Raw genomic sequence first — 25,334 nt, forward strand, 5'->3', positions numbered from 1 at the left:
ATAAACATAACCCGCTTTGTTGGTTTCTCCACGAACCAAAAGCAAACCAACTTACTTATTCTTAAAAAATGAAATACTTTAAACTCCTGATCATCCTGCTTTCGGCATCTTCTGCCTATGCGCAAAGCGATGCCAATTATCCCAAAGCTAACTATACCAAAAAGGAAGTTTACATTCCCATGCGCGATGGCGTTAAACTTTTTACCGCCATTTACACCCCTAAAGACGCGGCTAAGAACAAAAAATATCCCATGATTATGCAGCGTACCTGTTACAGCGTAGCACCTTATGGCGAAGATAAATTCCCTGCACGTTTAGGTCCTTCAGAACTGATGATGAAAGAGGGTTACATTGTGGTTTATCAGGATGTACGTGGCCGCTGGAAAAGTGAAGGCACCTGGACCAACATGACACCAGTGATCGACAATAAAAAAACCAAAAAAGATGTAGATGAAGGCTCAGATACTTATGACACCGTCGATTGGCTGGTTAAAAATGTAGCCAACAACAATGGTAAAGTTGGTCAGTGGGGTATTTCTTACCCTGGTTTTTACACCGCAGCTGGTATTTTAAGTAATCACCCTGCTTTAAAAGCATCTTCACCACAGGCACCCATTTCTGATTTCTTTTTCGATGATTTCCACCACAACGGCTCATTTTTACAGAGTTACTTTTCTACCTTCCCGGTATTTGGGGTACAAAAAACAGATACTACTTCTAAGGCCTGGTACAATCACCAGTTAATTAACCCTAAAACCAAAGATGGCTACCAGTTTGCGCTAGACCTTGGCCCGTTAACCAATGCCGATAAATATTATAAAGACAACTTTTTCTGGCAGGAAACTGTAAATCATCCCAATTACGACGAGTTTTGGCAAAAACGGGGTCTGTTAAAGCACTACAGTACCGTTAAGCCTGCTGTAATGGTAGTTGGTGGCTGGTACGATGCCGAAGATTTATCCGGTCCGCTAAACATTTACAAAACTATCGAAAAGAAAAACCCAAATGCGTACAACACCATCGTAATGGGACCATTTGGCCACGGCAGATGGAGCCGCGAAACCGGCCACACCATGCACAGCAATGTGTATTTTGGCGATAGCATTGCTACCTTCTACCAAAAAAATATCGAAGCCAAATTCTTTAACCACTTTTTAAAAGGCAATGGCGATCCAAATTCTGGCTTACCTGAGGCTTACATGTTCGATACCGGTAAAAAAGAATGGGAAACCTTTAGCAAATGGCCTACCGAAAAAGCCAGCAAACAAAAACTGTATTTAGGTGCCGATGGTAAGCTGAGCATGACCGCTCCGGCTGCAACAGGCTCGGTTAATTACATCAGCGATCCGCTAAAACCAGTTCCATATACCGAAGATTTAACTACTACGCTTGGTTTCACTCCGCACAATTACATGAGCGAAGATCAGCGTTTTGCCGGCCGCCGTCCTGATGTTTTGGTTTTCCAGACCGATGTATTGGATAACGATATCACTTTAGGTGGCGAAATCATGTCGCACCTTAAAATTGCAACCACAGGTACCGATGCCGATTTCATTGTGAAGTTAATTGATGTGTACCCTGCCGATGAGCCTAACAACCCTTACATACCGAACAAAAACATCATTTTAAGCAACTACTGGCAAATGGTGCGTTCGGAAGTAATGCCGGCACGTTTCCGTAACAGTTTCGAAAAGCCCGAAGCTTTGGTAGCGAACCAAAAAACCGATGTAAATTTCAGGCTGCAGGATGTATTGCACACCTTTAAAAAAGGACACCGCATCATGATTCAGGTGCAAAGTACAGCCTTCCCCTTGTTTGCCCGCAACCCACAAAAATTTGTAGATAACCCTTATAAAGCAACCGAAGCCGATTATATTAAAGCCACACAAACCGTGTTTAACGACAGCTTTATCGAAGTTGATGTAATTAAATAGATAGGTGTGGCCGCGCCCCGGTTCGTGTCATCACGAACCGGGGCGCGGCCAACTGCCAAATAAAAAACAAATGAAAAAACTATTCACCATTTTAGCCCTGGCTTGCAGCATCTCAGGTTTGCAGGCGCAAATGCTGGGCAAAAACCAGGTCAACTCGCGTGCCGACAGTCTGCGTGGAACCCTCACCCCGCTGCGTACCTGTTACGATATCAATTATTACCATTTAGATGTGAAAATTGATATCGACCAGAAATCAGTTAGCGGCAGCAATGAATTTGCTTTCACAGCCACACAGGATTTCACCAAACTGCAGTTCGATCTTTTCGATAACCTTAAAGTAGAAAAAGTAGTGTACAAAGGCACCGAACTCCCTTTTAAAAGAGAATACAATGCGGTTTTTGTAACCTTCCCTAAGGCAGTAAAAAAAGGAAGTAAGGATAAGTTCACCGTTTTTTATTCAGGCAACCCTGTTGTAGCCAAAACACCACCCTGGGATGGCGGTTTCATTTTCAAGAAAGACAGCGCCAGCAATCCTTTCGTTTCTGTAGCCTGCCAGGGTTTGGGCGCCAGCTGCTGGTGGCCAAATAAAGATCACCAGAGTGATGAGGTAGACAGTATGCTCATTAGTATTTCTGTTCCCAATACTTTACAGGAAATATCTAACGGCCGGTTAAGGAATACTGTTGATAAACCTGACGGCTACAAGCAGTACAACTGGTTTGTGGGCAACCCGATCAACAACTATGATGTTAGCTTTTACATTGGCAAATACGCCCATTGGGAAGATAGCTATAACGGTGAAAACGGAAAGCTGACCATCGATTACTGGGCTCTGCAAACCGACAGCGCCAAAGCACGCCCGCACTGGGATGCCGATGTTAAACCCATGCTAAAATGTTTCGAATACTGGTTTGGTCCTTACCCATGGTATAAAGATGGCTACAAGCTCGTTCAGGCACCACACCTGGGCATGGAACACCAAAGTGCTGTAGCTTATGGTAACCAGTTTAAACAAGGCTATCTGGGCAGGGATTTAAGCGGCACCGGACATGGTTTAAAATGGGATTTCATCACCATCCACGAAAGCGGTCACGAGTGGTTTGGCAATAACATTACCTCAAAAGATATTGCCGATATGTGGGTGCACGAAGGTTTTACCAATTACTCGGAAGTATTGTTTACCGAGTGTACCGAAAATAAAGCTGCTGCCGATGAATATGTAATCGGATTGCAGAAAGGCATCCGCAACGATATTCCCGTTATTGGCCCCTACGGTGTAAACAAAGAAGGTTCCGGCGATATGTATCCTAAAGGCGCCAACCTCATCAGCACCATCCGCCAGCTCATGAATAACGACGAAAAATTCAGACAGCTGTTGCGTGGTTTAAACAAAACCTTTTATCACCAGACCGTAACCACTGCACAGATTGAGCAATATATGGCCAAACAAAGTGGTTTAAAATTAGATAAGATCTTTGATCAGTATTTACGCCATACCCAAATCCCGGCACTCGAATACAAGATCAGCAACAACACGCTATCTTACCGTTGGGTAACCGATGTTAAAGGTTTTGATATGCCGGTAAGGGTAACACTAAAATCAGGAGCTTACACTTTAATTAAGCCCACTAACGATTGGAAAACCATTCCGGTAGATGCAAGCGTAACGGCAGAAAATTTCAAACACGATCCCCTGTTTTATATTAATATTAAGAAGGGTTAGCACGTTTACAGAGCAGTCAAGTTTTAAAAACTTGACTGCTCTCAGCTTACTTGAGGTGAGGTCAGATGTTCCCATCTGACCTTAAATCCTCAGCAAAAAGTGTCAGATAGCAATATCTGACACCACTAGCGTGATGTGCTTGACGAATTAAAGAAACGCTTCACAAAGTATTTAATTAGATTATTCGGCAGGCTGTCGATATTATTTGTTTGTGCATTTCCACCCAACCAGGCCTTCGCATCGTACCTCCGTTCTACTTAAATTCGGCCTAATAAATTTTTCGGGTTGCAGCAACCCAGCCAAACCACTGCCTTTGAAAGAAAAATTTTCAGCCGACGTTTTTTGGTTCTTTTTGACGCCAAAAAGAAGGAGCCCTTCGGCGGCGGCGAGCCGAGGCAAGACTGTGCTGTAAGACAAAAAAAGTTACATATTTTTCACTTTATGCAACTTTTTGCCCAAACTACCGTCTTATAAGCTGAACACATTATTCATTATCATTAAAGACCTATAAAATCTATAAACATGAAAAAATTATTTGCCCTTTTATTAGCCTCATTAACATTAACTTCAGGTATCAGCATTGCTGCTACAGCACATACTCAACCCAATACGGCAAGCTATCAGAAAGATGATAGAGATGTGAAAAATTTTAATGGTGTGGCCTCTGCAGGCCCTATTAATGTAATTGTAACTTTGGGTAATACCGAGAGCTGCCGTTTAGAAGGCGATGCCGATGCACTTGCCACAATTGTTACCGAAGTAAAAAGTGGTGTTTTGGTAATCCGTCCGCAAACCAGCATCAGAAGCTGGTCTAACAAATATGATGGTAAAAAAATTACCGCTTACGTAACTGCAAAAGAACTGGCCAGCTTAACTGTTAGCGGCGATGGAGGTATAACCGTTAACGGAAAAATCAGCACTGGAAGCTTAACCACTACAGTTAGCGGTTCGGGTAGCATCAAAGCTGCTGCCGATGTAGATAACTATAGCGGTGTTATCAGTGGTTCAGGTTCAATTAACATTACCGGGGGTGCCGATCATGCCAAAGTGGTAATCAGCAGCTCTGGCGCTTTTGCAGGTAAATCTTTTGCTGTAAAAACATTAACTACTACCATTAGCGGATCAGGAACGGTTAATATCGCTGTTGATGAAAGCATCAGAGCCGTAATCAGCGGCTCAGGAAGCGTAAACTATTCAGGCAACCCAACCGTTGATAAAACGGTAATCGGATCAGGAAAAGTAAGAAAAGTATAAGCCTGATAAAACCTTTTTTAAAGCACGTCCCGGAGCAATTCGGGACGTTTTTTTTTGTGTGGAACCAAGAAACCACAACACCTTCCTTAAATAATATTACCCGTTTACATTTGAACTAGCCATAACATCATTCAGATATTTAGTAATAAAATCTCCCACTATATCCAAAACATGCTACATTTAGGCATGAATTTATTCAACCCATTTAAAAAGAAAAACACAACAGTAGAAAAGATTGAGCCTATAGCTGAAGATAACCAGCCTCACAATTTGCCGGAAATGCTCATGACCAAGCTTTTATTTTCTGGCAAACCCAGTCTCAATGCCGATCAGATTTTAGCCGAACTCAAAAAACACATTCCCAATATAGATCACTCATTTGCTGTAAGCAGCCTTATTTTCTCCTTTCCGGATTATCCTGTTCAACTGGCCGATGCTACTATTCCTGCACAGCTCAATATCCTGATACCCGACAGAAACGAAGCCGGTGTGGGTCTTCCCGATACCGCATTTACCCAAAACTGGCACTGGCCCGAAGCAAATGATATAGCAAAAAATTGTCAATACGAAATACTGATTACCGATTTAATGTCGAGAAGCTTACCCTATAAAACACGTGTAAACCTCTTCATGGATTTCCTTACAGCCGTAATCAGGGTTACACAGCCCGATTCGGTATATACCTTTCACGGCGATAAGCTATTAAACCCGGTGGCCATTACTAACCTTTGGGATAACGATAAAACACAGGCATTGTATGCCCTCTGCAACGTTAGGCTTTTCAATGTAAGCAACGATCCTCAAAACCGCGAGTTACTGATGGATACCATTGGCATGCATGCTTTAGGTCTGCCCGATTTCCAGATTAGGTTTACAGGCTTAAATGAAAACGAAATGGCCAATTTAATGTGGACTTACGCCTATCACGTTTACGAATACGGTGACATTATTGAAGACGGAGAAACGATTGAAGGATTAACAGCTGGTTCGAAATGGAAATGTGTAAAACAACTTTCGCTGGTTGCCCCCGAAAGGATTGTAATAAACATTATTCCAAGATAAGCGCATTTAAATTACCAATTTCAGGGTCTCTTCCAACATCTTACAGCTAAAACAAATGCATCTATCTAAAAAGAAAAAAAAGCAAAACGAAAAAAACTTTGAGAACTTCCCTCCGATTGGCGGGCTGATGGTTTCTAAAATGATTGTCGAGGAAAACAGGAAACCACGTTTCATGTACCGCGAAAAAGGGATATGCGCAGAAGACAGTGGCTGGAGAATTTTTAGCGGTTACGAACCTGAAGGATATGTAGACGACCCGCAAAACATTAAAATCTACAACCCCGCTACCATTCTTAAAATCGATTCCTCCATAGAAAAGATCCTGCTTAAAGGTGTGGGTTCTGCTTATGAAAGAGTGGATGAACACGCCAGCTGGCAAAAAATTACAGATTTTGAACTGGAAGACGATTACCTCGTAACCCACCAGTTGAGCGAAAAGTGGACTATAAACATTAACAATCTCTTTGAGCGGATTGCAGAAACCGATGGCAATGTATTGTACACCACGGGTGATAAATCAGTCAGACTTTTTATCAGCAACGAACCAGATAAAAGCAGGGCCGAAATATACCAGGAAAGAATACAGTATATAAAAGACCGCGATCAATCGGTAGCCAAAACATTAGATACCTTCGATTTTTCGGATGAACAGGTTTTAAAAGTGGGCTATATGATTAACGAAAGAGATAAGCATAAAACCTATCAGGTAATTTATGGCACTTCGATAATAGATGATCAGTATTTAATGCTGGCCTTATATTTTGACGATAAAAACGATCTGGATTGGGCCATTGAAACCTGGAAAAGCATAAAATTAGCTGAATAAGCTTGCTTAAGCATACTAATAAACGACCGTAACCATGCTGAACCAAACCCTAAAAAAACTATTTAACCGCGACCTGCACAAATTAAAAACCGAAATTGAATCGTATCAAAACGAGGCTAACTTGTGGATCATCGATCAAGGTATAGCCAATTCTGCCGGTAACCTGTGCCTGCATTTAATCGGGAATTTAAATACCTATATCGGTGCTACGCTGGGTGGCAGCGGTTACATCAGAAACCGCGAGCTTGAGTTTACATTAAAAAATGTTCCACGTGGAGAGCTGATTGAAAAAATAGACCAAACCATTGAAATTGTTAACCAAACCCTGGATAAAATAACGGCAGCAGAAATCGGCGCCGAATACCCCATGCTGGTTTTTGAAGAAAAAACCTCAACCGAATATTTCCTGGTCCATCTTACTACGCATCTGGCCTATCACCTGGGGCAAATTAATTACCACAGAAGGTTACTGGATGTAATTTAAACGATGAAGCTGCCAGTTAAATCATTTTTGTTTTATCTATGTGTTATGATCAGCATGGGGGCATGTAACAACAGCTCCAGCTACTTTAACACAATAGCCAAAAATGATATCCCATTAAAAAAACCACAAAAAGGCGACTGGCTTTTTAATCATCAGGAACGAATTCAAACCCTTACCGATTTTCAGAATAGTAACCCACTTAGGCCCACCAGGCAATTAAACAAAATTTACCTTAAGCACATAGGAGAATTTTCAGTATTAGAATGGGAACAAATTAAACTAACCCGTGAGTATTTAGAAAAATTTTTTCAGGTCAAAACCTTGTTACAGTCCGTAGTAAGCAGCAACATTATACCACCGCATGTGCGGCGTTTAAGCCAGCAGCACGAACAGATCTCAGCCCCTTATTTGCGGGATACTGTTGTAGCTATGGAAAGGCCAAAAGATGCCATTGCAATACTGGGAATTACCGAAATGGACTTATATCCGGATGATAAGTGGAATTTTGTCTTCGGACTGGCCTCGTATGATAAGGGGCTGGCTGTAAGTTCAATTTATAGATTTCATCAAAAGCCACTTACCAGTAAACAGTTTAAGTTAAGCCTAGAAAGGCTTTTAAAAACAGCATCACATGAAATTGGCCACATGTTCGGGCTCACCCATTGTATTGAAGCAAATTGTTTAATGAATGGCACCAACAGTTTAGCCGAAACCGACCGGAGTATTGCCAGGCTATGTTCAAAATGTCAGCAAAAACTAAATGCAAACCTGAAATACGATAACAGAAAAAGGCTGAAAGCCCTAGCTGTCTTCTTCAACCAAAACAAACTCGACAAGGAGTTTCAGCAAATGAATGCAGATTTAAAAATTACCGAGTAATAGTTACAGAAATTAACGGCTTAATTGTATTTATTCCGAAATACTTTGACCTTTTAACATAAACATTCTATTTTTTTTAATCATCTATCTATTTTTTACCTACAGTAAATTATATTTTAAGAACTACTATTTAATTAATAAAAACAGCCTTTTATTTTCTTTAAACTTCATTTTATATTTTGGAAAAATCATTTAATGATCTTTAAACTTCATTTTATATTCTGATAACTGCAGTTCTAAAAATTGCAGTTTTATTTTATTATCTTGCTTATAATATTTATCATATTCAATGGTACTTTGTGGTTTTTACATCCGCTATAGCTATTGTTTAATCATCCCTGATAAACTGAATACTGTTTTTTATCACTAAACCGGTTAACAATATGTTATTTTTAAATGTAATTCCAATTTTTAGGGCGAGGGGCATTGAACGTCCCCATACCTACCTCATTAAAGCAGGTTTCACACCACATTCGGCGCATTACATTCTCCACGGTAAAACCCGCTCGGTCAGGTTAGATCACATCGAGAAATTATGTAAACTTTTAATCTGCGAGCCTACCGATCTTTTTGTGTGGTACCCTGGCAAAAATGAAATCCTTGTAGACAACCATCCGTTAAAGAAATTAATAAGGCGCGAAGAAGAGGCGAACATTCACAACCTTATTGCCGATGTGCCCTTTAAAGATATTGCAAAGATTGCGGCGGCAATTAAAGAGCAGAAAGATGATCAGGAAACAAAAAAGGAGGCCTAAGCCTCCTTTAATTTCTTTTTAAAACTGAACCCCGAATAACCAGATATTTTCGATGTAGTTAATTTTCTGGCTGGCTTTATCAAATTCATCCCAACCAGTAGTATGTACATTGGTTAAATTGGTAGCACCAAACTTGGTGGTATTTTGTAAGTAAAAGTTTTTCCAGATGTAAAACTTCAAACCAACTTTTGCCGAAACCCCATAGCCCGAAATACTAAAATGGTTATTGCGACCCTGCCCAAATAAACGAACATCAGAACGGGGAACCATTAACCCGCCACCTAAACCGGTTTCTAAAGTCAAAGAGGTTTTGCCTCCGGGTGCCACCCAGATATCATCATAACGCTCTACCTCAATATTGGCATAGTTAAATCCATCCGTATGCTCGTAAGTAAGCATGCTTTCCTTCACATTAATGCTTTGACCATTATAATCGCCAGCCAAAGCTCCGGTAGGTGCATTCTCGTGCGAAATATTAGCACCAATATGGCCGGTAATGGCAACCGTTTGCGGAATATCCATTACATATTTCATGTGATCCCAGCCAATAGAGATACTGTAATTATCTTTTATAAAATACCCCACGCGGATATTGTACTGCGGTACCGTAATCAATCCCGGGTTCAGATAATCCCAGCTTAATTTCGATTGCCTGTCGTGTGCTACAACATCTTTTAACGTAAAATCATAGTTCGGCCCTTGGAAACGGATATCGCTTTTGCCATACCAGGAACTATTGTATCCCCAGTGAAAATAAAAATCGCCCTTGCGCGAAAAATTCCGCTTATGCTCGGGATTAAATAAACTTTTTGAGGCTGGTACTGAGCTGCTTGAAGGACTTTTAACCTCCTGGGCATGCATCCGTTTGCCGAATAAAAGTGCTAAAAATAGAATGGTAAATTTTTTCACGCGGCAAATTGAGCAAAAAGCAAGCTCAATTACAATAGCTTTAACATTTTGTAAGAGTTGTAGTACAAAAAATGACTTTAAAACATTAAAACCTTGTGTATAAGGCCAGCTGAATAATATTATTAATCGTATTCGCAGTTGCACCATGCTGTGCCTGGTTCATATAGCCTGCTTCGATATCAAACTGCTTCGAAAAACGATAGCCTAAAGCTAAATACGCCCTGTTTTGATCAAAAACACTGTTATTAATCTGGCTTTTGTTTTGCAGATTTAAGAAAATCTCGTTCTGTAAAGCCACAAAAGCACCTTTGGTAAAAGTTGGCTGTGCTTTTTGTAAAGGTTTAATAAAGCGCACAAAATAACGGAAACGCTGCGAAAACAAATCATCATTATTTAAACGCTCAATAAAACGTTGCTCTAACCTGAACCTATGACTGGTAAATACCGAATTGATTTTATGGTTGTAAATGTACTGCTCAAAAATGCGGTGTTCGGTTAAAGAGTTATTGGCCGAACCAATTAGTCTTAATTCGGTATTCTGCCATAAATAACCCAGGGCTACATTGCTTTTATTGTTGATGAAATATTGCACTGCAGGGCGCACCAGGGTATTGCGTACGTATCCCCAATCATCAGCCGAGCGAACCTGAAGATCAAACTGCAAGCCCCATTTATCGTTAAATTTAGTGTTGTTTAAAAACATAAACCAGCCAGAGTTCTGATATTGGGTCTGTGCTGATAGTTTCCCTAGTGCCATCAAAATAAATAAGATGGGCAGTAATAGCTTTTTCATAAATGGTTACCGGTTTTATCTGTGTGCCGCTAAAATAAAAGAAATATGTTAAAGTCGGAAGTCCGGAGTCGGAAGTCTGATCATCCCCCTTCTCCCAGCTTTGCGTTTCTTTGCGAAACCTCTGCGTACTTTGCGGTTAAAAAAAGTCAGAGGTCCCGAGTTTGAGGTCAGAAGTCTAATCGCCAAACCATGCCTCCAGCTCGGCGCTCTTTGCGAAAACCTCTGCGCGCTTTGCGGTTAAAAATAGATAGCCTCCAACACTTAAAAATCTTCAATATTTAAAATTCATTTAATGTTAAACAATTAAAAATTTATCTTCGTTAAAGATTTGGGCACTAAGACTTCTTCAAAAGACCTTTAAAGTGCCCTTATTTAACATTACAAAACGTAAAAAAGAACAAAAATGATTATCGAACCTAGAATGAGGGGCTTTATCTGTTTAACAGCACACCCTGATGGTTGCGCTCAAAACGTAAAGAATCAAATTGAATATGTAAAATCAAAAGGAGCAATTAACGGTCCTAAAAAAGTATTGGTAATTGGTGCGTCAACCGGTTTCGGTTTAGCATCCAGAATTGCCGCTGCTTATGGTTCAGACGCCGCTACTATTGGTGTATTTTTCGAAAAAGCTCCTTCAGAAGGCAAAACCGCTTCACCAGGCTGGTACAACAGTGCCGCTTTCGAAAAAGAAGCACATGCTGTAGGCTTATATGCCAAAAGTATTAATGGCGATGCCTTCTCTAAAGAAATCAAAGCAAAAACAATCGAACTGATTAAAGCCGATTTAGGTCAGGTAGATTTAGTAATTTATAGTTTAGCTTCACCGGTTAGAAAACACCCGGATACAGAAGTTTTACACCGTTCTACCCTAAAACCAATCGGCGAAACTTATACCAATAAAACAGTCGATTTCCATACCGGTAACGTGAGCGAAGTTTCAATCGAACCCGCTACCGAAGAAGATATTGCCAACACTGTTGCCGTAATGGGTGGCGAAGACTGGGCCATGTGGATTGATGCTTTAAAAGCAGAGAACCTTTTGGCTGAGGGTGCTACAACAGTAGCTTACTCTTACATTGGCCCTGCTTTAACTGAGCCCGTTTACCGTAAAGGAACAATTGGTCGTGCAAAAGATGATTTAGAGGCTACAGCCTTTACCATTGGCGATAAATTGAAAGATATTAACGGTAAAGCCTATGTTTCGGTAAACAAAGCATTGGTTACACAAGCAAGCTCGGCTATTCCGGTTATTCCGTTATATATCTCGTTATTGTACAAAGTAATGAAGGCTGAAGGCATTCACGAAGGTACCATCGAGCAAATCCAAAGATTATATGCCGACAGGTTATTTACCGGCAACCCTGTTCCTGTTGATGAAAAAGGCAGAATCAGGATCGACGATTGGGAAATGCGTGAAGATGTACAGGCAAAAGTAGCCGAACTTTGGGAACAGGCTACTACCGAAACTTTGCCAGTCATTGGCGATTTAGCAGGTTACAGATCTGATTTCTTAAGCCTCTTCGGTTTCGAAATTGATAAAGTAGATTACCAGAAAGAAGCAAACGAAGTGGTAGCCATTGAAGGCTTGGTAGACTAATAAAAACGTCATTTCGACTGAAGTGCAACGGAATGCCCGTCTGCTTCGGGCAGGGAGAAATCTATCACCTTGCTAAATAATATTTAATTATAAACGGCTGGCTTTTTAGCCGGCCGTTTTGATAACCACACCATATGTATTTCGATTTACAACCCACATTAGCAAACGATTTAATTCAAATTGTTCCCTTAAAAGAAACAGATTTCGAAGCCTTGTTTGCTGTAGCTTCCGATCCGCTGATCTGGGAACAACATCCCAATAAAGACCGCTACCAACGTGAAGTTTTTCAGAATTTCTTTAAAGGTGCCATCGAATCGAAAGGCGCATTTATAGTTTACGAAAAAGAAACCGGCAAAATTGTAGGCAGCTCGAGATATTACGATCTGGATGAGGCAGACGGTGCGGTTGCAGTTGGCTACACCTTTATTGCTCGTGAGTTTTGGGGAAAAGGCCACAACCGCGCCTTAAAAACACTGATGTTCGATTATGCATTCCGTTTTGTAGATAAGATAATCCTGCATATTGGTGCCACTAACTTTAGGTCGCAAAAAGCTACAGAGAAATTAGGAGCCACTAAAGTTGGCGAATTAGAAGTAGCCTATTATGGCGAACCGGTTAAATGGAATTTTGTTTACGAAATCGAGAAACCTACATGGAAAAATCGTTCATTATGAGTGAAAAATAAATATTGATAAAGTAATGAAACTGATCAAAAATATACTCCGCAAATTGGGTTTTGAAATTAGAAGGATAGATCCATTTCCTATAGGTTCGGCAATGAGGCCTGTAGGCGATATGAAAAGGCTCCTTCAGGATTTAAAGTACCGTGGACTCGATTGTAAGTCAATTATTGATGTTGGAGCGCATGTTGGAAGTTGGAGTTCAATGGCGCATGAGATTTTTCCGTCAGCTAAGTTTTGCTTAATCGAACCACAAATAGTACTGGAGGATATTATAAAAGATTTTTGCAGCAGAGTTAAAGGATCGATTTATTTTATGCTTGGGGCAGGCGAAAAAATGGAGGAAAAGTTGCTTACCACGTACGACGATCTGGCGGGAGCATCCTTATTACCTCATGAAAACCAAAGCCTTGTTAAATCTGGAAAACAACTTCTGGTTAAACTGATTTCTTTAGATGAGATCGTTAAAAGTGAACAATTTACAGTTCCCGAACTGGTCAAAATTGATGTTCAGGGCTTTGAAATAGAAACCTTAAAAGGAGCAGAATTTTTATTTGGCAAAACAGAAGTATTTATAATTGAGGTTTCTTTTTATTCTTTTGGAGACGACATTGGCTTTCCCGTATTTTCAGATATCGTAAATTTTATGCTCGCAAAAGATTATGTAGCGTATGATTTCCCAGGTTTTTTAAGAAGGCCCTATGATGGCGCATTAGCACAATGCGATATTTGCTTTGTAAAAAGAAATGGATTTTTAAGAAATACAAATCGCTGGGAGTAATAAATTTTAATCATTTCAACATTCAAAAACCTGATTTTCTTTCAAGTATTGCTATCTTTGCTTAATTCTCCATTCCACTCACCATTCTAAAACAAAACTTAAGTAAAATATGGCTAAATCCCAGGCATCATACAGTAAAAAAGAAAACGAAAAAAAACGCTTAAAGAAACAAAAAGACAAGCAAGAGAAAAAAGAAGAACGCCAGGCTAATGCTAAAAAAGGTTTAGCATTGGAAGATATGATGGCTTATGTTGACGAAAATGGCAACATTTCTTCTACGCCACCCGATCCAAACAAAAAAGTGGTAATCAATACCGAAGATATCCAGATTGGCGTTGCCAGACAACAAGACGTTGTTGATGAAAGTCCCATTAAAAAAGGAACAGTTACTTTCTTTAACGATAGCAAAGGTTATGGCTTTATTAAAAATACCGAAACCCAGGAAAGCATCTTTGTACACGCAAATGGCTTAATCAGCCAGATTAAAGAAGGTGATAAAGTTACTTTCGAAGTAGAAATGGGACAGAAAGGACCAACTGCAGTTAAGGTTTCCAAAGTTTAAGCGCTAAATACGCTCCATTTGTAACCTTATCCAGGTTGCAATAAGATAAATTGCAGAAAACGTTCTGCTGCGCACGGTTTTATTACCCTTTATAATTCCGTCTATTTAAGCATAAAACCTTGCGCATAATTTTTCCCGATTGAGAAAACACCTACAAATTTTCACATTCTTCTTTCCTCAAATTTCTTTTCGGGTACAGCAACAAGCCATAATTGGCTACAACTTCAGTGCAATATACCTGATTAATGTTCTGTTCATAAAAAAATTTCATGCCTGTATTTTGGTATTTAAAGCTGAATTCTCCCCTTCAGTAATCTAAACACATCAACCTGAAAACAAGTCAGATACGATCTTAAATCCAATAAATAACAGCCTTGTTGTAGCTATTTGCCAGATGCAACCGTTATCAGGTAAAATAAAAAATATTTTAATCCCGGTGTGGAATTTGTGAGTTGCTTACATCTTTACAGTACACACAAAGAAAAATTTGAATTATGAAAAAGTTAATAGCACTTGCATTAGTTGCATTTTTAGGATTATCGACAGCGATGGCTCAACAAGTAGATTTACGCAGAAAAATTAATGTTAGCGGCACCTCCGAAACAGAAGTTACACCCGATATCATTTACATCGGCATTTCGCTTAAAGAGTATTTAAACGGTAAGAAAAAAGTAGAGATTACTGAGTTAGAAAAACAATTGTATGCCGCGGTTCAAAAAGCGGGTATCGCAAAAGAAAATTTAACCATTAGCAATTTAAGCAGCTGGAACTATGCTACAGAGAAAAAGAAAAACCCTGATTTTTTAGCCAGTAAACAATACCGCTTAAAAGTAAGTGATTTAAACAAATTCAATGCGATTATTGAAGCCATTGATGCCAAGGGTATTGCCAATACCAACATCGAAAGCTACGATTACAGTAAAATTGAGAGTCTTAAAAAAGAGCTGAAAATTAAAGCGCTTATGGCTGCAAAAGAAAAAGCAGCTTACATGGTAGAAGCTTTGGGCGATAAATTAGGCAGCGTAATTGAAATACAGGATGGTGGCGACAATGTTGTACAACCTGTTTACAGAAACTACATGATGAAATCTGCAATGGCAGAATCTGCAGATGCAGCACCAGAAATTGACTTCAAAAAAATTAAGTTAAACTTCAGTGTTAATGTGGTTTTCGAAATCAAATAACATATTTAACATTTAATTACATTTTTTTAAAACCTACCAGAACATTTTGGTAGGTTTTTTGTTAGCTAGAGGTCGAACACTAAAAAAATTAATATTATGAAAAAATTCATCTACACGCTGGCCTTGGTTTTTGCTTTAGGCATTAGTTTTAATTCGGCCCAGGCAGCTGATAAACCTGCTAAGAACCCAACTGAATTAACTGCAGAACAGGCTGTAAAATTAGAAACGATTAAAAGCCGTGTTGAAGAAATCAGAGACATGGACAAATCGAACCTGACTAAAGCTGAGCGCAAGGCATTACGCAGCGAATTAAGAGAGTTAAAAGGACAGGCACGTGCAATCTCTGGAGGTGTTTACCTTTCAGTAGGTGCCATCATTATCATCATCTTATTGTTGATCCTGATCCTATAATCGAAATCACATCTATCTACATAAAAAACAAAAAGCTTTGCAGTGATGCAAAGCTTTTTTTATGGTCTTCTTACGAAGTTCGCGATGGCTTACAGGAGGATAACTTAGTAAGTCTTAACCCTTGCTAAGCCATTGAAGTTGCTCATCTTAATCAATCATATCAAACCCGGTGTATTTTACCAAAGCTTCAGGAATTTTAATACCGCTCTCCGTCTGGTAATTCTCCAAAATAGAAGCTACAATACGAGGTAAAGCCAACGCACTTCCGTTTAACGAGTGTGCCAGTTGAGCTTTTCCTTCTTTTCCTTTAAAACGCAGTTTTAAACGGTTAGTCTGGTAAGTTTCGAAATTAGAAACAGAAGAAACCTCTAACCAACGCTCCTGAGCCGCACTCCATACTTCCATATCATAAGTCATGGCTGAGGTAAAGCCCATATCGCCACCACATAAACGCAATACACGGTAATGTAAGCCCAGTTCCTGCAAAAGCGACTGCACATACTGGCTCATATCTTCCAATGTTTCGTAAGATTGATCCGGGTGCGTAATTTGTACCACTTCTACCTTATCAAACTGGTGTAAGCGGTTTAAACCACGCACATGCGCGCCATAAGAACCGGCTTCTCTGCGGAAACAAGGTGTATAAGCGGTATTTTTAATGGGTAAATCTTCTTCCTTAATAATTACATCGCGGTATAAATTGGTTACCGGTACTTCGGCTGTTGGGATTAAATATAAATCATCAACAGTTGAGTGGTACATCTGTCCTTCTTTATCCGGCAACTGTCCGGTTCCGAAACCCGAAGCCGCATTTACCAAATGAGGCACCTGCATTTCTTTATAACCTGCAGCAGTTGCGTGATCTAAAAAGAAATTAATCAGGGCGCGTTGCAACCTGGCACCTTTTCCTTTATAAACCGGGAAACCAGCACCGGTAATTTTAACCCCCAGTTCAAAATCAATAATATCATACTTAGCGGCCAACTCCCAATGCGGCAAAGCTTTGCTTGGCAATTTTGCGGGTTCGCCATGTGTAAGTACAATTTCGTTATCCTCGGCAGTTGAGCCCTGTTTTACCAAATGGTAAGGCAAGTTTGGCAACTGAACAATTAAATTGTGCTGTGCAGTTTCCAGTTCATTTAATTTATCGCCCAGGTTTTTGATGTTTTCTTTATGAGAAGCCGTTTGTGCTTTAATCGCTTCAGCCTCCTCTTTTTTACCTGCACGCATTAAATCGCCAATTTGTTTGGCGGCTGCATTAGCTTCTGCCGAAATACTATCCAACGAAGTTTGAGTGGAACGACGCTCTTCATCAATTTTGATGATTTCGTCTACCAGTTCTGGTTGTTTAAAATTACGTACACTTAAACGTTCTAAAACTTTCTCTCTATTTTCGCGGATATAGTTAACTTGCAGCATTATTTTATTTTTTTTCACAAAGATAGAAAGAGTTTTCAGTTTTCAGTTTGCAGTTTTCAACCATCCGCAGCTTAAATACCTGATACTCGTTACTTGATACCCGATACTTAATACTTGATACTTATACTTGATACCTGAACTTGATACCATGGATGGCAAACTATTTCTCGTACCCACGCCGATAGGCAACCTGGAAGATATGACCTTTAGGGCAATCCGGATATTAAAAGAATGTGATTTGATTTTGGCAGAAGATACCCGTACCAGTGCACCCATGCTCAAACATTTCGGCATTGATAAAAGAGTTTTTGCACATCACCAGCATAACGAACATAAAGCCACTGCAGAGATTATCAGGTTTTTAAACGAAGGACAGCAAATTGCCCTGATTTCGGATGCGGGTACACCGGCTATTTCCGATCCGGGTTTCTTTCTGGTACGCGAAGCCATTAAAAACGATATTGCTGTAGAATGCCTCCCTGGTGCAACAGCTTTTGTGCCCGCATTGGTAAACTCGGGCCTGCCTGCCGATTCTTTTTGCTTTGAAGGTTTTTTACCTGTTAAAAAAGGCCGTCAAACTAAATTTAAAAAACTGGCCGAAGAAGAGCGCACCATTATACTTTATGAAAGTCCGCACCGTTTATTAAAAACTTTAGAAGAGTTTGCCCAATATTTAGGTGCAGAGCGACAAGCATCGGTAAGCAGGGAACTAACCAAAATGTTTGAAGAAACCGTAAGAGGTACCTTAACCGAAATAAAATCACATTTTGAAAACAATACTTTAAAAGGAGAATTTGTAATTTGCATAGCGGGAAAACCGGCAACAAAGCAAAAAAACAAATATGATGATGCCGAAGATTAGCATTTTTTAAATTAAAAATATGGAAAGCTTGATATCAAATCATTTACCCGAAATAAAAAACCTCTTTAAAAAATACGATGTTAAAGAGGCTTACTTATTTGGTAGCGCTGCCAGAAACGACTTAAAAGAGGATAGTGATATTGATTTTTTAATTAATTTCTCTAATAAATCTGATTTTGAAAGCTATGGGAATAACTATTTCGATTTGCTTTATGCCTTACAGGATTTATTAAAAAGAAATGTTGATTTATTGGCCGAAGAAACATTAAGTAATCCTTATCTTATCGAAAGTATTAATCAAAGCAAAATTCAGTTGATATGAGTGTTTTAGAAGAAAAGAAACTTCTTACCGATATTCAAATTTCGATTCAATCTATTTATGAGCATTTAGAAAATAACTTTGCTTTTGAAATTTATAAAGCGAACAAAACCAAACGACGGGCAGTTGAACGTGAGCTTGAAATTATAGGAGAAGCCATTAATAAGCTTCTGAAAATAAATCCTGAAATCATTATTTCATATTCAAGGCAAATTGTTGATTTGAGAAATAAAATAATCCATTCGTATGACAATGTTAATGACATGGTTATATGGAAAATTATAATTAAAGACATACCAGTTTTACAAAAAGAGGTAGAAAAGTACCTCGAACACAATAATTAAATATTATGATTAGTATAGATAGATTTCTGAGCGACGAACAAGACCCAAAAGCGGTTGAAAAGGTGATTGGAAAATTAAACGATCTTTTAACCAATGGCGAAGAGCTTTTGTACCTGGCTGTGCAGAAAAAACCAGCAGTAAACTTGCTTCCGGATAGTATTGCAATTTCGAACAAAAGGATTTTTTACTGCGAACCGGGCAACCTGGGCTTAACCATGAACTTTAAAGATATTTCGTGGAAAAGCATTAAAGAAGTTTCGTTTAAAGAAGAATTTTTCGGTTCTAAATTTATCTGTGTGCCACAACATGGCGAAAATATTGTAACCGAATTTATTCCAAAGGTACAGGCGCGTAAATTACACCAGGCTGCAAACCAGCAATTGGAAGAATATAAAGAAATGTTGCGTCAGCAAAAGCTAGAAGAAAATCGCGCTACAGCTTCACCAATTAGTTTAAACGCACAACCATTTGCCGAAATTCCCGCTCCTGCACCAGAGCCAGAGCAACCGGTTATCCAGATTGCCGAAGTGGTAGAAGAAGCAGAAGACGAAACCACATTGAAGCTACGCAAGCTTAAAACTTTGTACGATAAACACCTGATTACGCAGGAAGAGTACGAAGCCAAAAAAGCAAATATTTTAGATAGTCTATAGCAAAATCCCTCTCATTGTTAAGTTGAGCCTGTCGAAACGCAGATAGTAATTGATCTTTCGATAAGCTCAGCCTTACAACACTGCGCCAGCAATTAAAAATGAACAAGAAACAAACCTACCTCCTCGCCGGCTTAAGTGCATTTTTACTGTGGCTGGCCTGGCCGCCTATGCCATTTACCACCCCCTTATTATTAATCGGATTGGTACCATTATTCATTGCGATAGACAGTATTGCCAATAGTGGCATTAAAAAAGCAGGCAAAAGGATTTTCCTAACTGCAGGTTTAACCTTTTTGGTTTGGAATACAGCGGCTATTTACTGGGTTTACAATGCCATAAGTGCATACAACAACCCCATTGTGGCTATTCCGGTATCGTTAATCCCTTACGGTTTAGGTGCACTTTTAATGACTTTTTCAGTTTGGCTGTATTACCGTTTGGGCAGATATGTGAATAAAACTGTGGCTTACATTGGCTTAATTTCCTTTTACATAGCGCTTGAATACTTACAACAAACCTGGGATCTGGCTTTTCCCTGGATGACTTTAGGCAATGGATTGGCGGGTATGCACCAGCTGGCACAATGGTATGATTACACGGGAGTTTACGGCGGATCGCTCTGGATTTTAACCAGCAACATCCTGGCTTTCGAAGCTTACAAAAAACTAAAAACACAAACTGGCTATTTAAAGTACAGACCTGTGGGCATTTGGGCACTGGTGGTTATTATCCCAATGGCCATATCTTTAACAAAATACTTTAATGCCGAACAGAAAGGCACGCCAAGTAACGTAGTAGTGGTTCAACCGAATATTGATCCTTATCAAAAGTTGGAAATCATTCCCGCCGCTGAGCAAATAAAAATTTTAACCCATCTTTCCGATTCAATCGGGCAAACCAATACAGAATATTTTATCTGGCCTGAAACAGCCATCCCAAATTATGCTGATGAGGAAAAGATTCGTACCAATCCGGATTTTACCAGCTTGCAAAGCTTTTTGAATAAATACAAAAACGGTACATTGATTACCGGAATAGAGAGTGTAAGGTGGTATGAAGATAAAAAAACGATATCTGCAAAGAAGCATCCCAATGGCATGTTTTATGACAACTACAACTCTGCTATGCAGGTAGAGAATTCGGCCAATGTACAATTCTACCATAAATCAAAACTCGTTCCCGGTGCAGAAAAAATGCCTTTCCCAAAAGTATTTTCTTTTATGGATGGTGTATTTGCGCAGCTGGGTGGCAGTGTTAGTGGCTGGGGCTGGCAGGAAAAACCAAGTGTTTTGTACGCGCAAAGTGGAATTGGTGCTGCTCCTGTTGTTTGCTACGAAAGCCTTTGGGGCGATTGGATCGGCGAACAGGTAAAAGATGGTGCACAGTTTATTGCAATTATTACCAATGATGGTTGGTGGGGAAATACTTCAGGTAAAGATCAGCATGAAATGTATGCCAAACTCAGGGCTATAGAAACACACCGTGATGTGGCACGCTCGGCCAATACCGGTATTTCGTGCTTCATTAACCAGCGTGGCGATGTTACTCAAAGCACCAAATGGTGGACAAGAACAGCTATCAAGGCAAACATTAACCTAAATGATGAGATAACCTTTTATGTAAAAAGCGGAGATATTATTGCGCAGTTATTGAGCATTGCAGCCATTCTTTTAGCTTTGATTATTCCTTATAGAAAATGGATCAGAAAATCAGGCCATGCTTAAACAACAATACGAATACGTTTTATCTTCGAGGAATACGCTATTAACTTATATAGACACCATTTCCCAACAGGATTTCTTAGCCGATAACAGTTCTTTTGGCCGCGGATCTATCAGAAATTTACTGGTGCATATCTGCCAAACCTATTGTGCCTGGATCGGCGAAAGGGCATTGGGAATTAAGCAGGATTTTTTACCTTTCGAAAGCTACCAGACCTTAAGCGATTGCCAAAGCTATTTTGCGCAAGTAGATGAATATTTGGAGTTATTTACCGAAAAATTTAAAGGAAATGAGCAGCAGCAAATTGAACTGGAAAGAAATGGGGAATCTTTAATTGTAAATCCTTTAAAACTATTTACCCATGTTATTACGCACGAATTTCATCACAAAGGACAAATCATGTCGTTAAGCAGGCATTTAGGCTATACACCGGTTGATGCCGATATTATCAGATAAAAAAATATGCAAAAAATAAAAAACCTACGCTGGTCGGTATTACTTCTGTTGTTAACCTTAAATTTTGGGTGCGACCAGATATCCAAAAAAATTGTTCGCGTTAACATTAGCGATTATGAGCATATCAGTATCATTAAAGACCGTTTTACGTTAACCAAGGTAGAAAATACGGGTGCGTTTTTAAGCTTAGGTGACGAGATGCCTTATATTTTCAGGCTAATCATTTTGACAGGACTGCCCTTGTTATTTTTAGGCTATGGTCTGTATTTTCTTTTCGCTAAACGCAACCTGCCCATCAGCATGCAAATTGCACTCTGCTTTTTAATTGGAGGCGGCATTGGTAATTTATATGACAGGATTGTGCATGGCTCTGTTACCGATTTTATGCACATGGACTTTTATATTTTTCAAACTGGGGTATTTAATTTCGCTGATATTTCGATCATGATTGGTGTGGGCATTTTACTGGTACAATCGTTCAGGAATAAAATTGCCAAGCCTGAAGAAGAAAGCATTTCGGAGGTAGAATAAGCTGCTGAAATAAGTTAATTTCTTAACAAAGATTTTCATTCCGAATACAAACATATATTTATCTTTAACTGTTAAACAATCAAACAAAAAATAAATTTTGACCATGAAAAGAAATGCAACAGCCGTTTGGCAAGGTTCTATTAAAGAAGGTACAGGTAATATTACTACTCAAAGTACTACTTTAAACAATACACAATATTCTTTCAACTCGCGCTTTGCAGAAGGTGTTGGTACTAACCCCGAAGAGCTAATTGCTGCGGCACATGCAGGATGCTTTACCATGAAATTATCGGCTAATTTAACTGAAGCTGGTTTTACTGCCGATAGATTGGAAACCAAATGTGACATTAACCTTGATCCATCGAAAGGTGAAATTGTTGAATCACATTTAACCTTAACCGCTTCTGTACCGGGTTTATCGCAAGATAAATTTGATGAATTAGTGGCTGATGCAGAAAAAAACTGCCCGATTTCTAAATTATTAAATACCACCATTACGGTTGATGCTACTTTAGCATAAGATTGTAATACAGTCTTTAATAGATCGTCATTTCGAGCGGAGTGCAACGCAGTCGAGAAATCTAGCTAATAGATCTCTCCATTCGCTACGCTTCAGTCGAGATGACGACCTGCTTGCTGATTCCTCAAATTGTTTACCCCAGGAACACCTATATTCCATCGTCGTTTTTTAATGGAAGCCTGGAAGATCAAATAGGCAATTTAACATTCCAACAATTTAAACTTTCAAACCTTTCAACCCACTAAGCCATATATTTCCCAACAATAGGCATTCTCCTGCCCATACCGAACGCTTTAGGCGAAACCCTTAAAATAGGCGGTGTTTGGTAACGTTTAAATTCGGCAATGTTAACCATTTTCAATATCCGTTGCACTAGCGCAGCATCAAATCCTTGTGCAATAATGGCTTTCGATCCCTGTTTCTTTTCAATATGCTGATACAGGATCTGATCCAGGATTTCATATTCGGGTAACGAATCAGAATCTTTCTGATCAGGCCTTAACTCTGCTGATGGTGGTTTAACAATGGTATTAAGCGGAATAATTTCACGTTCTTTATTGATGTATCTGGCCAGCTCAAAAACCTGCATTTTATATACATCGCCAATTACCCCTATGGCACCGCACATATCACCGTAGAGCGTGCCGTAGCCCACTGCACATTCACTTTTATTGGAAGTATTGAGCAAAATATAACCAAACTTATTACTCATAGCCATATTGATAATACCACGGATACGCGCCTGAATATTTTCTTCGGTCAGGTTAAATGGCAAGCCTTTAAACGCTGGTGCCAGTATCTGATCAAAAGCTTCTGCAACATCCTTAATCGGGATAATTTCGTGCATACAACCAATGTTATTTACTAAATCTAAGGCATCCTGCACCGAATGATCGGACGAAAATTTAGAGGGCATTAAAACAGCCATTACATTTTCTGGGCCTAAAGCACGGCAGGCCAGTGCGCAAACCACCGCCGAATCAATCCCGCCCGATAAGCCCAGCACCGCTTTACTAAAACCAGATTTCCTGAAATAATCCTTAATCCCTAAAATCAGCGCATCGTGAATCTGTTCAATATCGGTTAACCTTTCGGCTTGCGGGTATTTATTGCGCACATGCTCAACCTCTTCCAGATCGAATACCTGTAAATCTTCTTCAAAGTATTTCATCTCTGCTTTCATGGCTCCATCTGCATCAAAAACCAGCGAACCGCCATCGAAAATAATTTCGGTTTGCGCACCTACCTGGTTGACGTAAAAAACAGGCAGATGATATTTTTTAGCATTATCAGACAGCACTTTAATCCGCTCATCATCATGGGTGTAAGAAAAAGGAGAAGCTGCAATGTTGATCATCAAATCAGGTTTTTCCTTAATCAGTTCATCCATCGGGTTAGAAACATAAAGCGGGTTATCGTTAATGTTCCAGAGGTCTTCGCAAATGGTTAGTGCAATCTTTTTACCTTTAAAATCGATGCACCCAAACTCAGTTGCAGGTTCAAAATAGCGATACTCATCAAAGACATCGTAAGTAGGCAAAAGCGCTTTCCTAATTACACCTTTTACTGCACCATCTTCAATAAAGTAAGCAGCGTTAAACAAATCCTTACCCTGAAGCACCTCATTTTTTATGGGCAAGCCCACAATGCAGGCAATACCATTGCAATGTTTTGCTATTTCCTGCACTGCATTTTCGCAAAGCAAAATAAACTCATCAAACTCCAAAAAATCCCTTGGCGGGTAGCCACAAATCGCCAGCTCGGCAAAAACAACCAGGTCGGCACCTTTATCTTTTGCCAGTTGGATATGCTTGGTTATTTTTTGGGTATTGGCCTCAAAGTTTCCGATGTGGTAATTGAGTTGGGCTAAAGCGATTTTCATGTTTGGGTTAGTTAAAGCGTAATGAAGTAGCGAGATTAAAGTAGCAAGTATTAAGTATCAAGCGTTTTTGTAACTATTAGCTATTGGTTTAAAAGAACACACCGAAATTAAGTGCCAGATAGTGGTTTTTAACATTGCGACTACCATCTGTAGCGATATTGGTAAAACCGTTGTTAAAGGTTAAACCGGCTAAAATGCTCGTATTACCCGAAACATCAAATTCGCCGCCTCCACCAATAATTAAACCAGCACGATAAAATTTCCGCCAGTCAGAAATATTTTGGTTATCTCCTACCTGCGTCCCATTCCTCACAGCATCTTGCTTGGCACTGATATTAAATCCATTTGATAAACCAAACTGACCATACCAGCGTGTACCATCTGTTTTAAGCGTTTTGAGTTTTACCGTAAGCGGTATCTCAATGTATTGAAATTTATATTTTAAATCGTAAGCCACCGGATTGGTTGTGCTGCTTGTGCCATTATAAGGCATCACATTTACCTCGCTACTTTTTCCATTTACACTGGTAATGGTTAAAGCCGTAGAAAAACTGTAATTCGGTGCAAAATTAAAATCTCCTATTAAACCATAAGAGAAGCCTAGAGCCACTCCGTTGGTTTTGCCCTGTTCGGGCTTAATCCAGCCAACAGTTGGCGTAGCGGTTAAGCCTAAGCGGAAGCCATAACTGGTTAAGGTTGAATTTTGTGCCCAGGCGCCGAAACTTAAAAGTAATAAAATTAAAATGGTCGATATTCTTTTCATGCTATAGGTGTTTATATATATTTGTTCTA

27 protein-coding genes are annotated in these 25,334 nt (G+C 39.5%); 22 read left to right on the plus strand and 5 right to left on the minus strand.

Annotated elements, in window-relative coordinates:
• Positions 1–68: 68 nt before the first annotated feature.
• The 8 genes from BLR37_RS12075 (at position 69) to BLR37_RS12115 (ending at position 8,917) form a co-directional block, all read left to right on the plus strand.
• Positions 69–1,934 (plus strand): CocE/NonD family hydrolase, encoded by a 1,866-nt coding sequence (locus BLR37_RS12075; RefSeq protein ID WP_090768924.1) that lies wholly within the window; start codon positions 69–71, stop codon positions 1,932–1,934.
• 70 nt (positions 1,935–2,004) lie between these two features.
• Positions 2,005–3,657: a M1 family metallopeptidase gene (locus BLR37_RS12080; RefSeq protein ID WP_090769535.1), complete on the plus strand. Its 1,653-nt coding sequence runs from the start codon at positions 2,005–2,007 to the stop codon at positions 3,655–3,657.
• 522 nt (positions 3,658–4,179) lie between these two features.
• The gene (locus tag BLR37_RS12090; protein ID WP_090768928.1) at positions 4,180–4,911 is read left to right on the plus strand and encodes a head GIN domain-containing protein; all 732 of its coding nucleotides are present in this window, start codon (positions 4,180–4,182) and stop codon (positions 4,909–4,911) included.
• A 186-nt stretch (positions 4,912–5,097) separates the two neighbouring features.
• The gene (locus tag BLR37_RS12095) at positions 5,098–5,973 is read left to right on the plus strand and encodes a DUF4261 domain-containing protein (RefSeq protein WP_167356600.1); all 876 of its coding nucleotides are present in this window, start codon (positions 5,098–5,100) and stop codon (positions 5,971–5,973) included.
• Between the two features lie 55 nt (positions 5,974–6,028).
• A complete protein-coding gene (locus tag BLR37_RS12100; RefSeq protein WP_090768932.1) occupies positions 6,029–6,799 on the plus strand; it encodes a DUF2185 domain-containing protein in 771 nt (256 codons plus the stop codon).
• A gap of 34 nt (positions 6,800–6,833) precedes the next feature.
• Positions 6,834–7,283, plus strand: coding sequence for a DinB family protein (locus BLR37_RS12105; protein WP_090768934.1), 450 nt, complete (start codon positions 6,834–6,836; stop codon positions 7,281–7,283).
• Between the two features lie 3 nt (positions 7,284–7,286).
• Entirely contained in the window at positions 7,287–8,162 is an 876-nt protein-coding gene (locus BLR37_RS12110; protein ID WP_090768936.1) for an archaemetzincin, read from the plus strand.
• A 383-nt stretch (positions 8,163–8,545) separates the two neighbouring features.
• Positions 8,546–8,917: a helix-turn-helix domain-containing protein gene (locus tag BLR37_RS12115; protein WP_090768938.1), complete on the plus strand. Its 372-nt coding sequence runs from the start codon at positions 8,546–8,548 to the stop codon at positions 8,915–8,917.
• 18 nt (positions 8,918–8,935) lie between these two features.
• Here the strand turns inward: BLR37_RS12115 and BLR37_RS12120 are convergent, their stop codons facing one another.
• Entirely contained in the window at positions 8,936–9,826 is an 891-nt protein-coding gene (locus BLR37_RS12120) for a hypothetical protein (protein ID WP_244154649.1), read from the minus strand.
• 85 nt (positions 9,827–9,911) lie between these two features.
• Positions 9,912–10,619 carry a DUF2490 domain-containing protein gene (locus tag BLR37_RS12125; protein WP_090768940.1) on the minus strand — a complete coding sequence of 236 codons (708 nt, stop codon included), beginning with the start codon at positions 10,617–10,619 and terminating at the stop codon, positions 9,912–9,914.
• Between the two features lie 403 nt (positions 10,620–11,022).
• Here BLR37_RS12125 and fabV point away from each other — a divergent pair, with 403 nt between their 5' ends.
• The 6 genes from fabV to BLR37_RS12155 all read left to right on the plus strand — a co-directional run bounded on the left by fabV (position 11,023) and on the right by BLR37_RS12155 (position 15,834).
• Positions 11,023–12,216 carry an enoyl-ACP reductase FabV gene (gene fabV, locus BLR37_RS12130; RefSeq protein WP_090768942.1) on the plus strand — a complete coding sequence of 398 codons (1,194 nt, stop codon included), beginning with the start codon at positions 11,023–11,025 and terminating at the stop codon, positions 12,214–12,216.
• 134 nt (positions 12,217–12,350) lie between these two features.
• Positions 12,351–12,890 (plus strand): GNAT family N-acetyltransferase, encoded by a 540-nt coding sequence (locus BLR37_RS12135; RefSeq protein WP_090768944.1) that lies wholly within the window; start codon positions 12,351–12,353, stop codon positions 12,888–12,890.
• A 25-nt stretch (positions 12,891–12,915) separates the two neighbouring features.
• The gene (locus tag BLR37_RS12140; protein ID WP_090768945.1) at positions 12,916–13,677 is read left to right on the plus strand and encodes an FkbM family methyltransferase; all 762 of its coding nucleotides are present in this window, start codon (positions 12,916–12,918) and stop codon (positions 13,675–13,677) included.
• Positions 13,678–13,786: 109 nt separating this feature from the next.
• Complete coding sequence (locus BLR37_RS12145; protein ID WP_090768947.1) at positions 13,787–14,239, plus strand: cold-shock protein; 453 nt, start codon at positions 13,787–13,789, stop codon at positions 14,237–14,239.
• 494 nt (positions 14,240–14,733) lie between these two features.
• The gene (locus tag BLR37_RS12150) at positions 14,734–15,423 is read left to right on the plus strand and encodes an SIMPL domain-containing protein (RefSeq protein ID WP_039473239.1); all 690 of its coding nucleotides are present in this window, start codon (positions 14,734–14,736) and stop codon (positions 15,421–15,423) included.
• Positions 15,424–15,519: 96 nt separating this feature from the next.
• A complete protein-coding gene (locus tag BLR37_RS12155) occupies positions 15,520–15,834 on the plus strand; it encodes a hypothetical protein (protein ID WP_039473236.1) in 315 nt (104 codons plus the stop codon).
• Between the two features lie 147 nt (positions 15,835–15,981).
• Here BLR37_RS12155 and serS read toward each other — a convergent pair whose 3' ends face one another.
• Entirely contained in the window at positions 15,982–17,253 is a 1,272-nt protein-coding gene (gene serS / locus BLR37_RS12160; protein ID WP_090768949.1) for a serine--tRNA ligase, read from the minus strand.
• A 148-nt stretch (positions 17,254–17,401) separates the two neighbouring features.
• Between serS and rsmI the strand changes: the two genes are divergently transcribed.
• From rsmI to BLR37_RS12200, 8 genes are all read left to right on the plus strand, one after another.
• A complete protein-coding gene (rsmI, locus tag BLR37_RS12165) occupies positions 17,402–18,115 on the plus strand; it encodes a 16S rRNA (cytidine(1402)-2'-O)-methyltransferase (RefSeq protein ID WP_039473230.1) in 714 nt (237 codons plus the stop codon).
• A gap of 19 nt (positions 18,116–18,134) precedes the next feature.
• Positions 18,135–18,437 (plus strand): nucleotidyltransferase family protein, encoded by a 303-nt coding sequence (locus BLR37_RS12170; RefSeq protein ID WP_090768951.1) that lies wholly within the window; start codon positions 18,135–18,137, stop codon positions 18,435–18,437.
• Positions 18,434–18,778 carry a HepT-like ribonuclease domain-containing protein gene (locus BLR37_RS12175; RefSeq protein WP_090768953.1) on the plus strand — a complete coding sequence of 115 codons (345 nt, stop codon included), beginning with the start codon at positions 18,434–18,436 and terminating at the stop codon, positions 18,776–18,778. The genes BLR37_RS12170 and BLR37_RS12175 overlap by 4 nt, the downstream gene beginning before the upstream one ends.
• 5 nt (positions 18,779–18,783) lie before the next feature.
• On the plus strand, positions 18,784–19,431 hold the full coding sequence (locus BLR37_RS12180; protein ID WP_090768955.1) for a PH domain-containing protein: 648 nt from the start codon (positions 18,784–18,786) through the stop codon (positions 19,429–19,431).
• A 98-nt stretch (positions 19,432–19,529) separates the two neighbouring features.
• Positions 19,530–21,155 carry an apolipoprotein N-acyltransferase gene (gene lnt, locus BLR37_RS12185; protein ID WP_090768957.1) on the plus strand — a complete coding sequence of 542 codons (1,626 nt, stop codon included), beginning with the start codon at positions 19,530–19,532 and terminating at the stop codon, positions 21,153–21,155.
• Positions 21,148–21,609, plus strand: a complete 462-nt coding sequence (locus tag BLR37_RS12190) for a DinB family protein (RefSeq protein ID WP_039473225.1) — start codon at positions 21,148–21,150, stop codon at positions 21,607–21,609. The genes lnt and BLR37_RS12190 overlap by 8 nt, the downstream gene beginning before the upstream one ends.
• Positions 21,610–21,615: 6 nt before the next feature.
• The gene (lspA, locus tag BLR37_RS12195; protein ID WP_090768959.1) at positions 21,616–22,140 is read left to right on the plus strand and encodes a signal peptidase II; all 525 of its coding nucleotides are present in this window, start codon (positions 21,616–21,618) and stop codon (positions 22,138–22,140) included.
• A gap of 103 nt (positions 22,141–22,243) precedes the next feature.
• A complete protein-coding gene (locus tag BLR37_RS12200) occupies positions 22,244–22,660 on the plus strand; it encodes an OsmC family protein (protein ID WP_208599651.1) in 417 nt (138 codons plus the stop codon).
• A gap of 241 nt (positions 22,661–22,901) precedes the next feature.
• On the opposite strand, the gene BLR37_RS12205 is transcribed toward BLR37_RS12200, so the two are convergent.
• Entirely contained in the window at positions 22,902–24,542 is a 1,641-nt protein-coding gene (locus BLR37_RS12205; RefSeq protein ID WP_090768961.1) for an NAD+ synthase, read from the minus strand.
• 88 nt (positions 24,543–24,630) lie between these two features.
• Complete coding sequence (locus BLR37_RS12210; protein ID WP_090768963.1) at positions 24,631–25,305, minus strand: porin family protein; 675 nt, start codon at positions 25,303–25,305, stop codon at positions 24,631–24,633.
• Between the last annotated feature and the right edge of the window lie 29 nt (positions 25,306–25,334).

It is taken from the genome of Pedobacter soli, assembly GCF_900101435.1.
Taxonomy (GTDB): Bacteria; Bacteroidota; Bacteroidia; order Sphingobacteriales; family Sphingobacteriaceae; genus Pedobacter; species Pedobacter soli.

Bases quoted from the DNA above. Each gene is read 5' to 3' on its own strand.
- BLR37_RS12075 (WP_090768924.1), top strand. From the start codon at position 69: ATGAAATACTTTAAACTCCTGATCATCCTGCTTTCGGCATCTTCTGCC.
- BLR37_RS12080 (WP_090769535.1), top strand. From the start codon at position 2,005: ATGAAAAAACTATTCACCATTTTAGCCCTGGCTTGCAGCATCTCAGGT.
- BLR37_RS12090 (WP_090768928.1), top strand. From the start codon at position 4,180: ATGAAAAAATTATTTGCCCTTTTATTAGCCTCATTAACATTAACTTCA.
- BLR37_RS12095 (WP_167356600.1), top strand. From the start codon at position 5,098: ATGAATTTATTCAACCCATTTAAAAAGAAAAACACAACAGTAGAAAAG.
- BLR37_RS12100 (WP_090768932.1), top strand. From the start codon at position 6,029: ATGCATCTATCTAAAAAGAAAAAAAAGCAAAACGAAAAAAACTTTGAG.
- BLR37_RS12105 (WP_090768934.1), top strand. From the start codon at position 6,834: ATGCTGAACCAAACCCTAAAAAAACTATTTAACCGCGACCTGCACAAA.
- BLR37_RS12110 (WP_090768936.1), top strand. From the start codon at position 7,287: ATGAAGCTGCCAGTTAAATCATTTTTGTTTTATCTATGTGTTATGATC.
- BLR37_RS12115 (WP_090768938.1), top strand. From the start codon at position 8,546: ATGTTATTTTTAAATGTAATTCCAATTTTTAGGGCGAGGGGCATTGAA.
- BLR37_RS12125 (WP_090768940.1), bottom strand. From the start codon at position 10,619: ATGAAAAAGCTATTACTGCCCATCTTATTTATTTTGATGGCACTAGGG.
- fabV (WP_090768942.1), top strand. From the start codon at position 11,023: ATGATTATCGAACCTAGAATGAGGGGCTTTATCTGTTTAACAGCACAC.
- BLR37_RS12135 (WP_090768944.1), top strand. From the start codon at position 12,351: ATGTATTTCGATTTACAACCCACATTAGCAAACGATTTAATTCAAATT.
- BLR37_RS12140 (WP_090768945.1), top strand. From the start codon at position 12,916: ATGAAACTGATCAAAAATATACTCCGCAAATTGGGTTTTGAAATTAGA.
- BLR37_RS12145 (WP_090768947.1), top strand. From the start codon at position 13,787: ATGGCTAAATCCCAGGCATCATACAGTAAAAAAGAAAACGAAAAAAAA.
- BLR37_RS12150 (WP_039473239.1), top strand. From the start codon at position 14,734: ATGAAAAAGTTAATAGCACTTGCATTAGTTGCATTTTTAGGATTATCG.
- BLR37_RS12155 (WP_039473236.1), top strand. From the start codon at position 15,520: ATGAAAAAATTCATCTACACGCTGGCCTTGGTTTTTGCTTTAGGCATT.
- serS (WP_090768949.1), bottom strand. From the start codon at position 17,253: ATGCTGCAAGTTAACTATATCCGCGAAAATAGAGAGAAAGTTTTAGAA.
- rsmI (WP_039473230.1), top strand. From the start codon at position 17,402: ATGGATGGCAAACTATTTCTCGTACCCACGCCGATAGGCAACCTGGAA.
- BLR37_RS12170 (WP_090768951.1), top strand. From the start codon at position 18,135: ATGGAAAGCTTGATATCAAATCATTTACCCGAAATAAAAAACCTCTTT.
- BLR37_RS12175 (WP_090768953.1), top strand. From the start codon at position 18,434: ATGAGTGTTTTAGAAGAAAAGAAACTTCTTACCGATATTCAAATTTCG.
- BLR37_RS12180 (WP_090768955.1), top strand. From the start codon at position 18,784: ATGATTAGTATAGATAGATTTCTGAGCGACGAACAAGACCCAAAAGCG.
- lnt (WP_090768957.1), top strand. From the start codon at position 19,530: ATGAACAAGAAACAAACCTACCTCCTCGCCGGCTTAAGTGCATTTTTA.
- BLR37_RS12190 (WP_039473225.1), top strand. From the start codon at position 21,148: ATGCTTAAACAACAATACGAATACGTTTTATCTTCGAGGAATACGCTA.
- lspA (WP_090768959.1), top strand. From the start codon at position 21,616: ATGCAAAAAATAAAAAACCTACGCTGGTCGGTATTACTTCTGTTGTTA.
- BLR37_RS12200 (WP_208599651.1), top strand. From the start codon at position 22,244: ATGAAAAGAAATGCAACAGCCGTTTGGCAAGGTTCTATTAAAGAAGGT.
- BLR37_RS12205 (WP_090768961.1), bottom strand. From the start codon at position 24,542: ATGAAAATCGCTTTAGCCCAACTCAATTACCACATCGGAAACTTTGAG.
- BLR37_RS12210 (WP_090768963.1), bottom strand. From the start codon at position 25,305: ATGAAAAGAATATCGACCATTTTAATTTTATTACTTTTAAGTTTCGGC.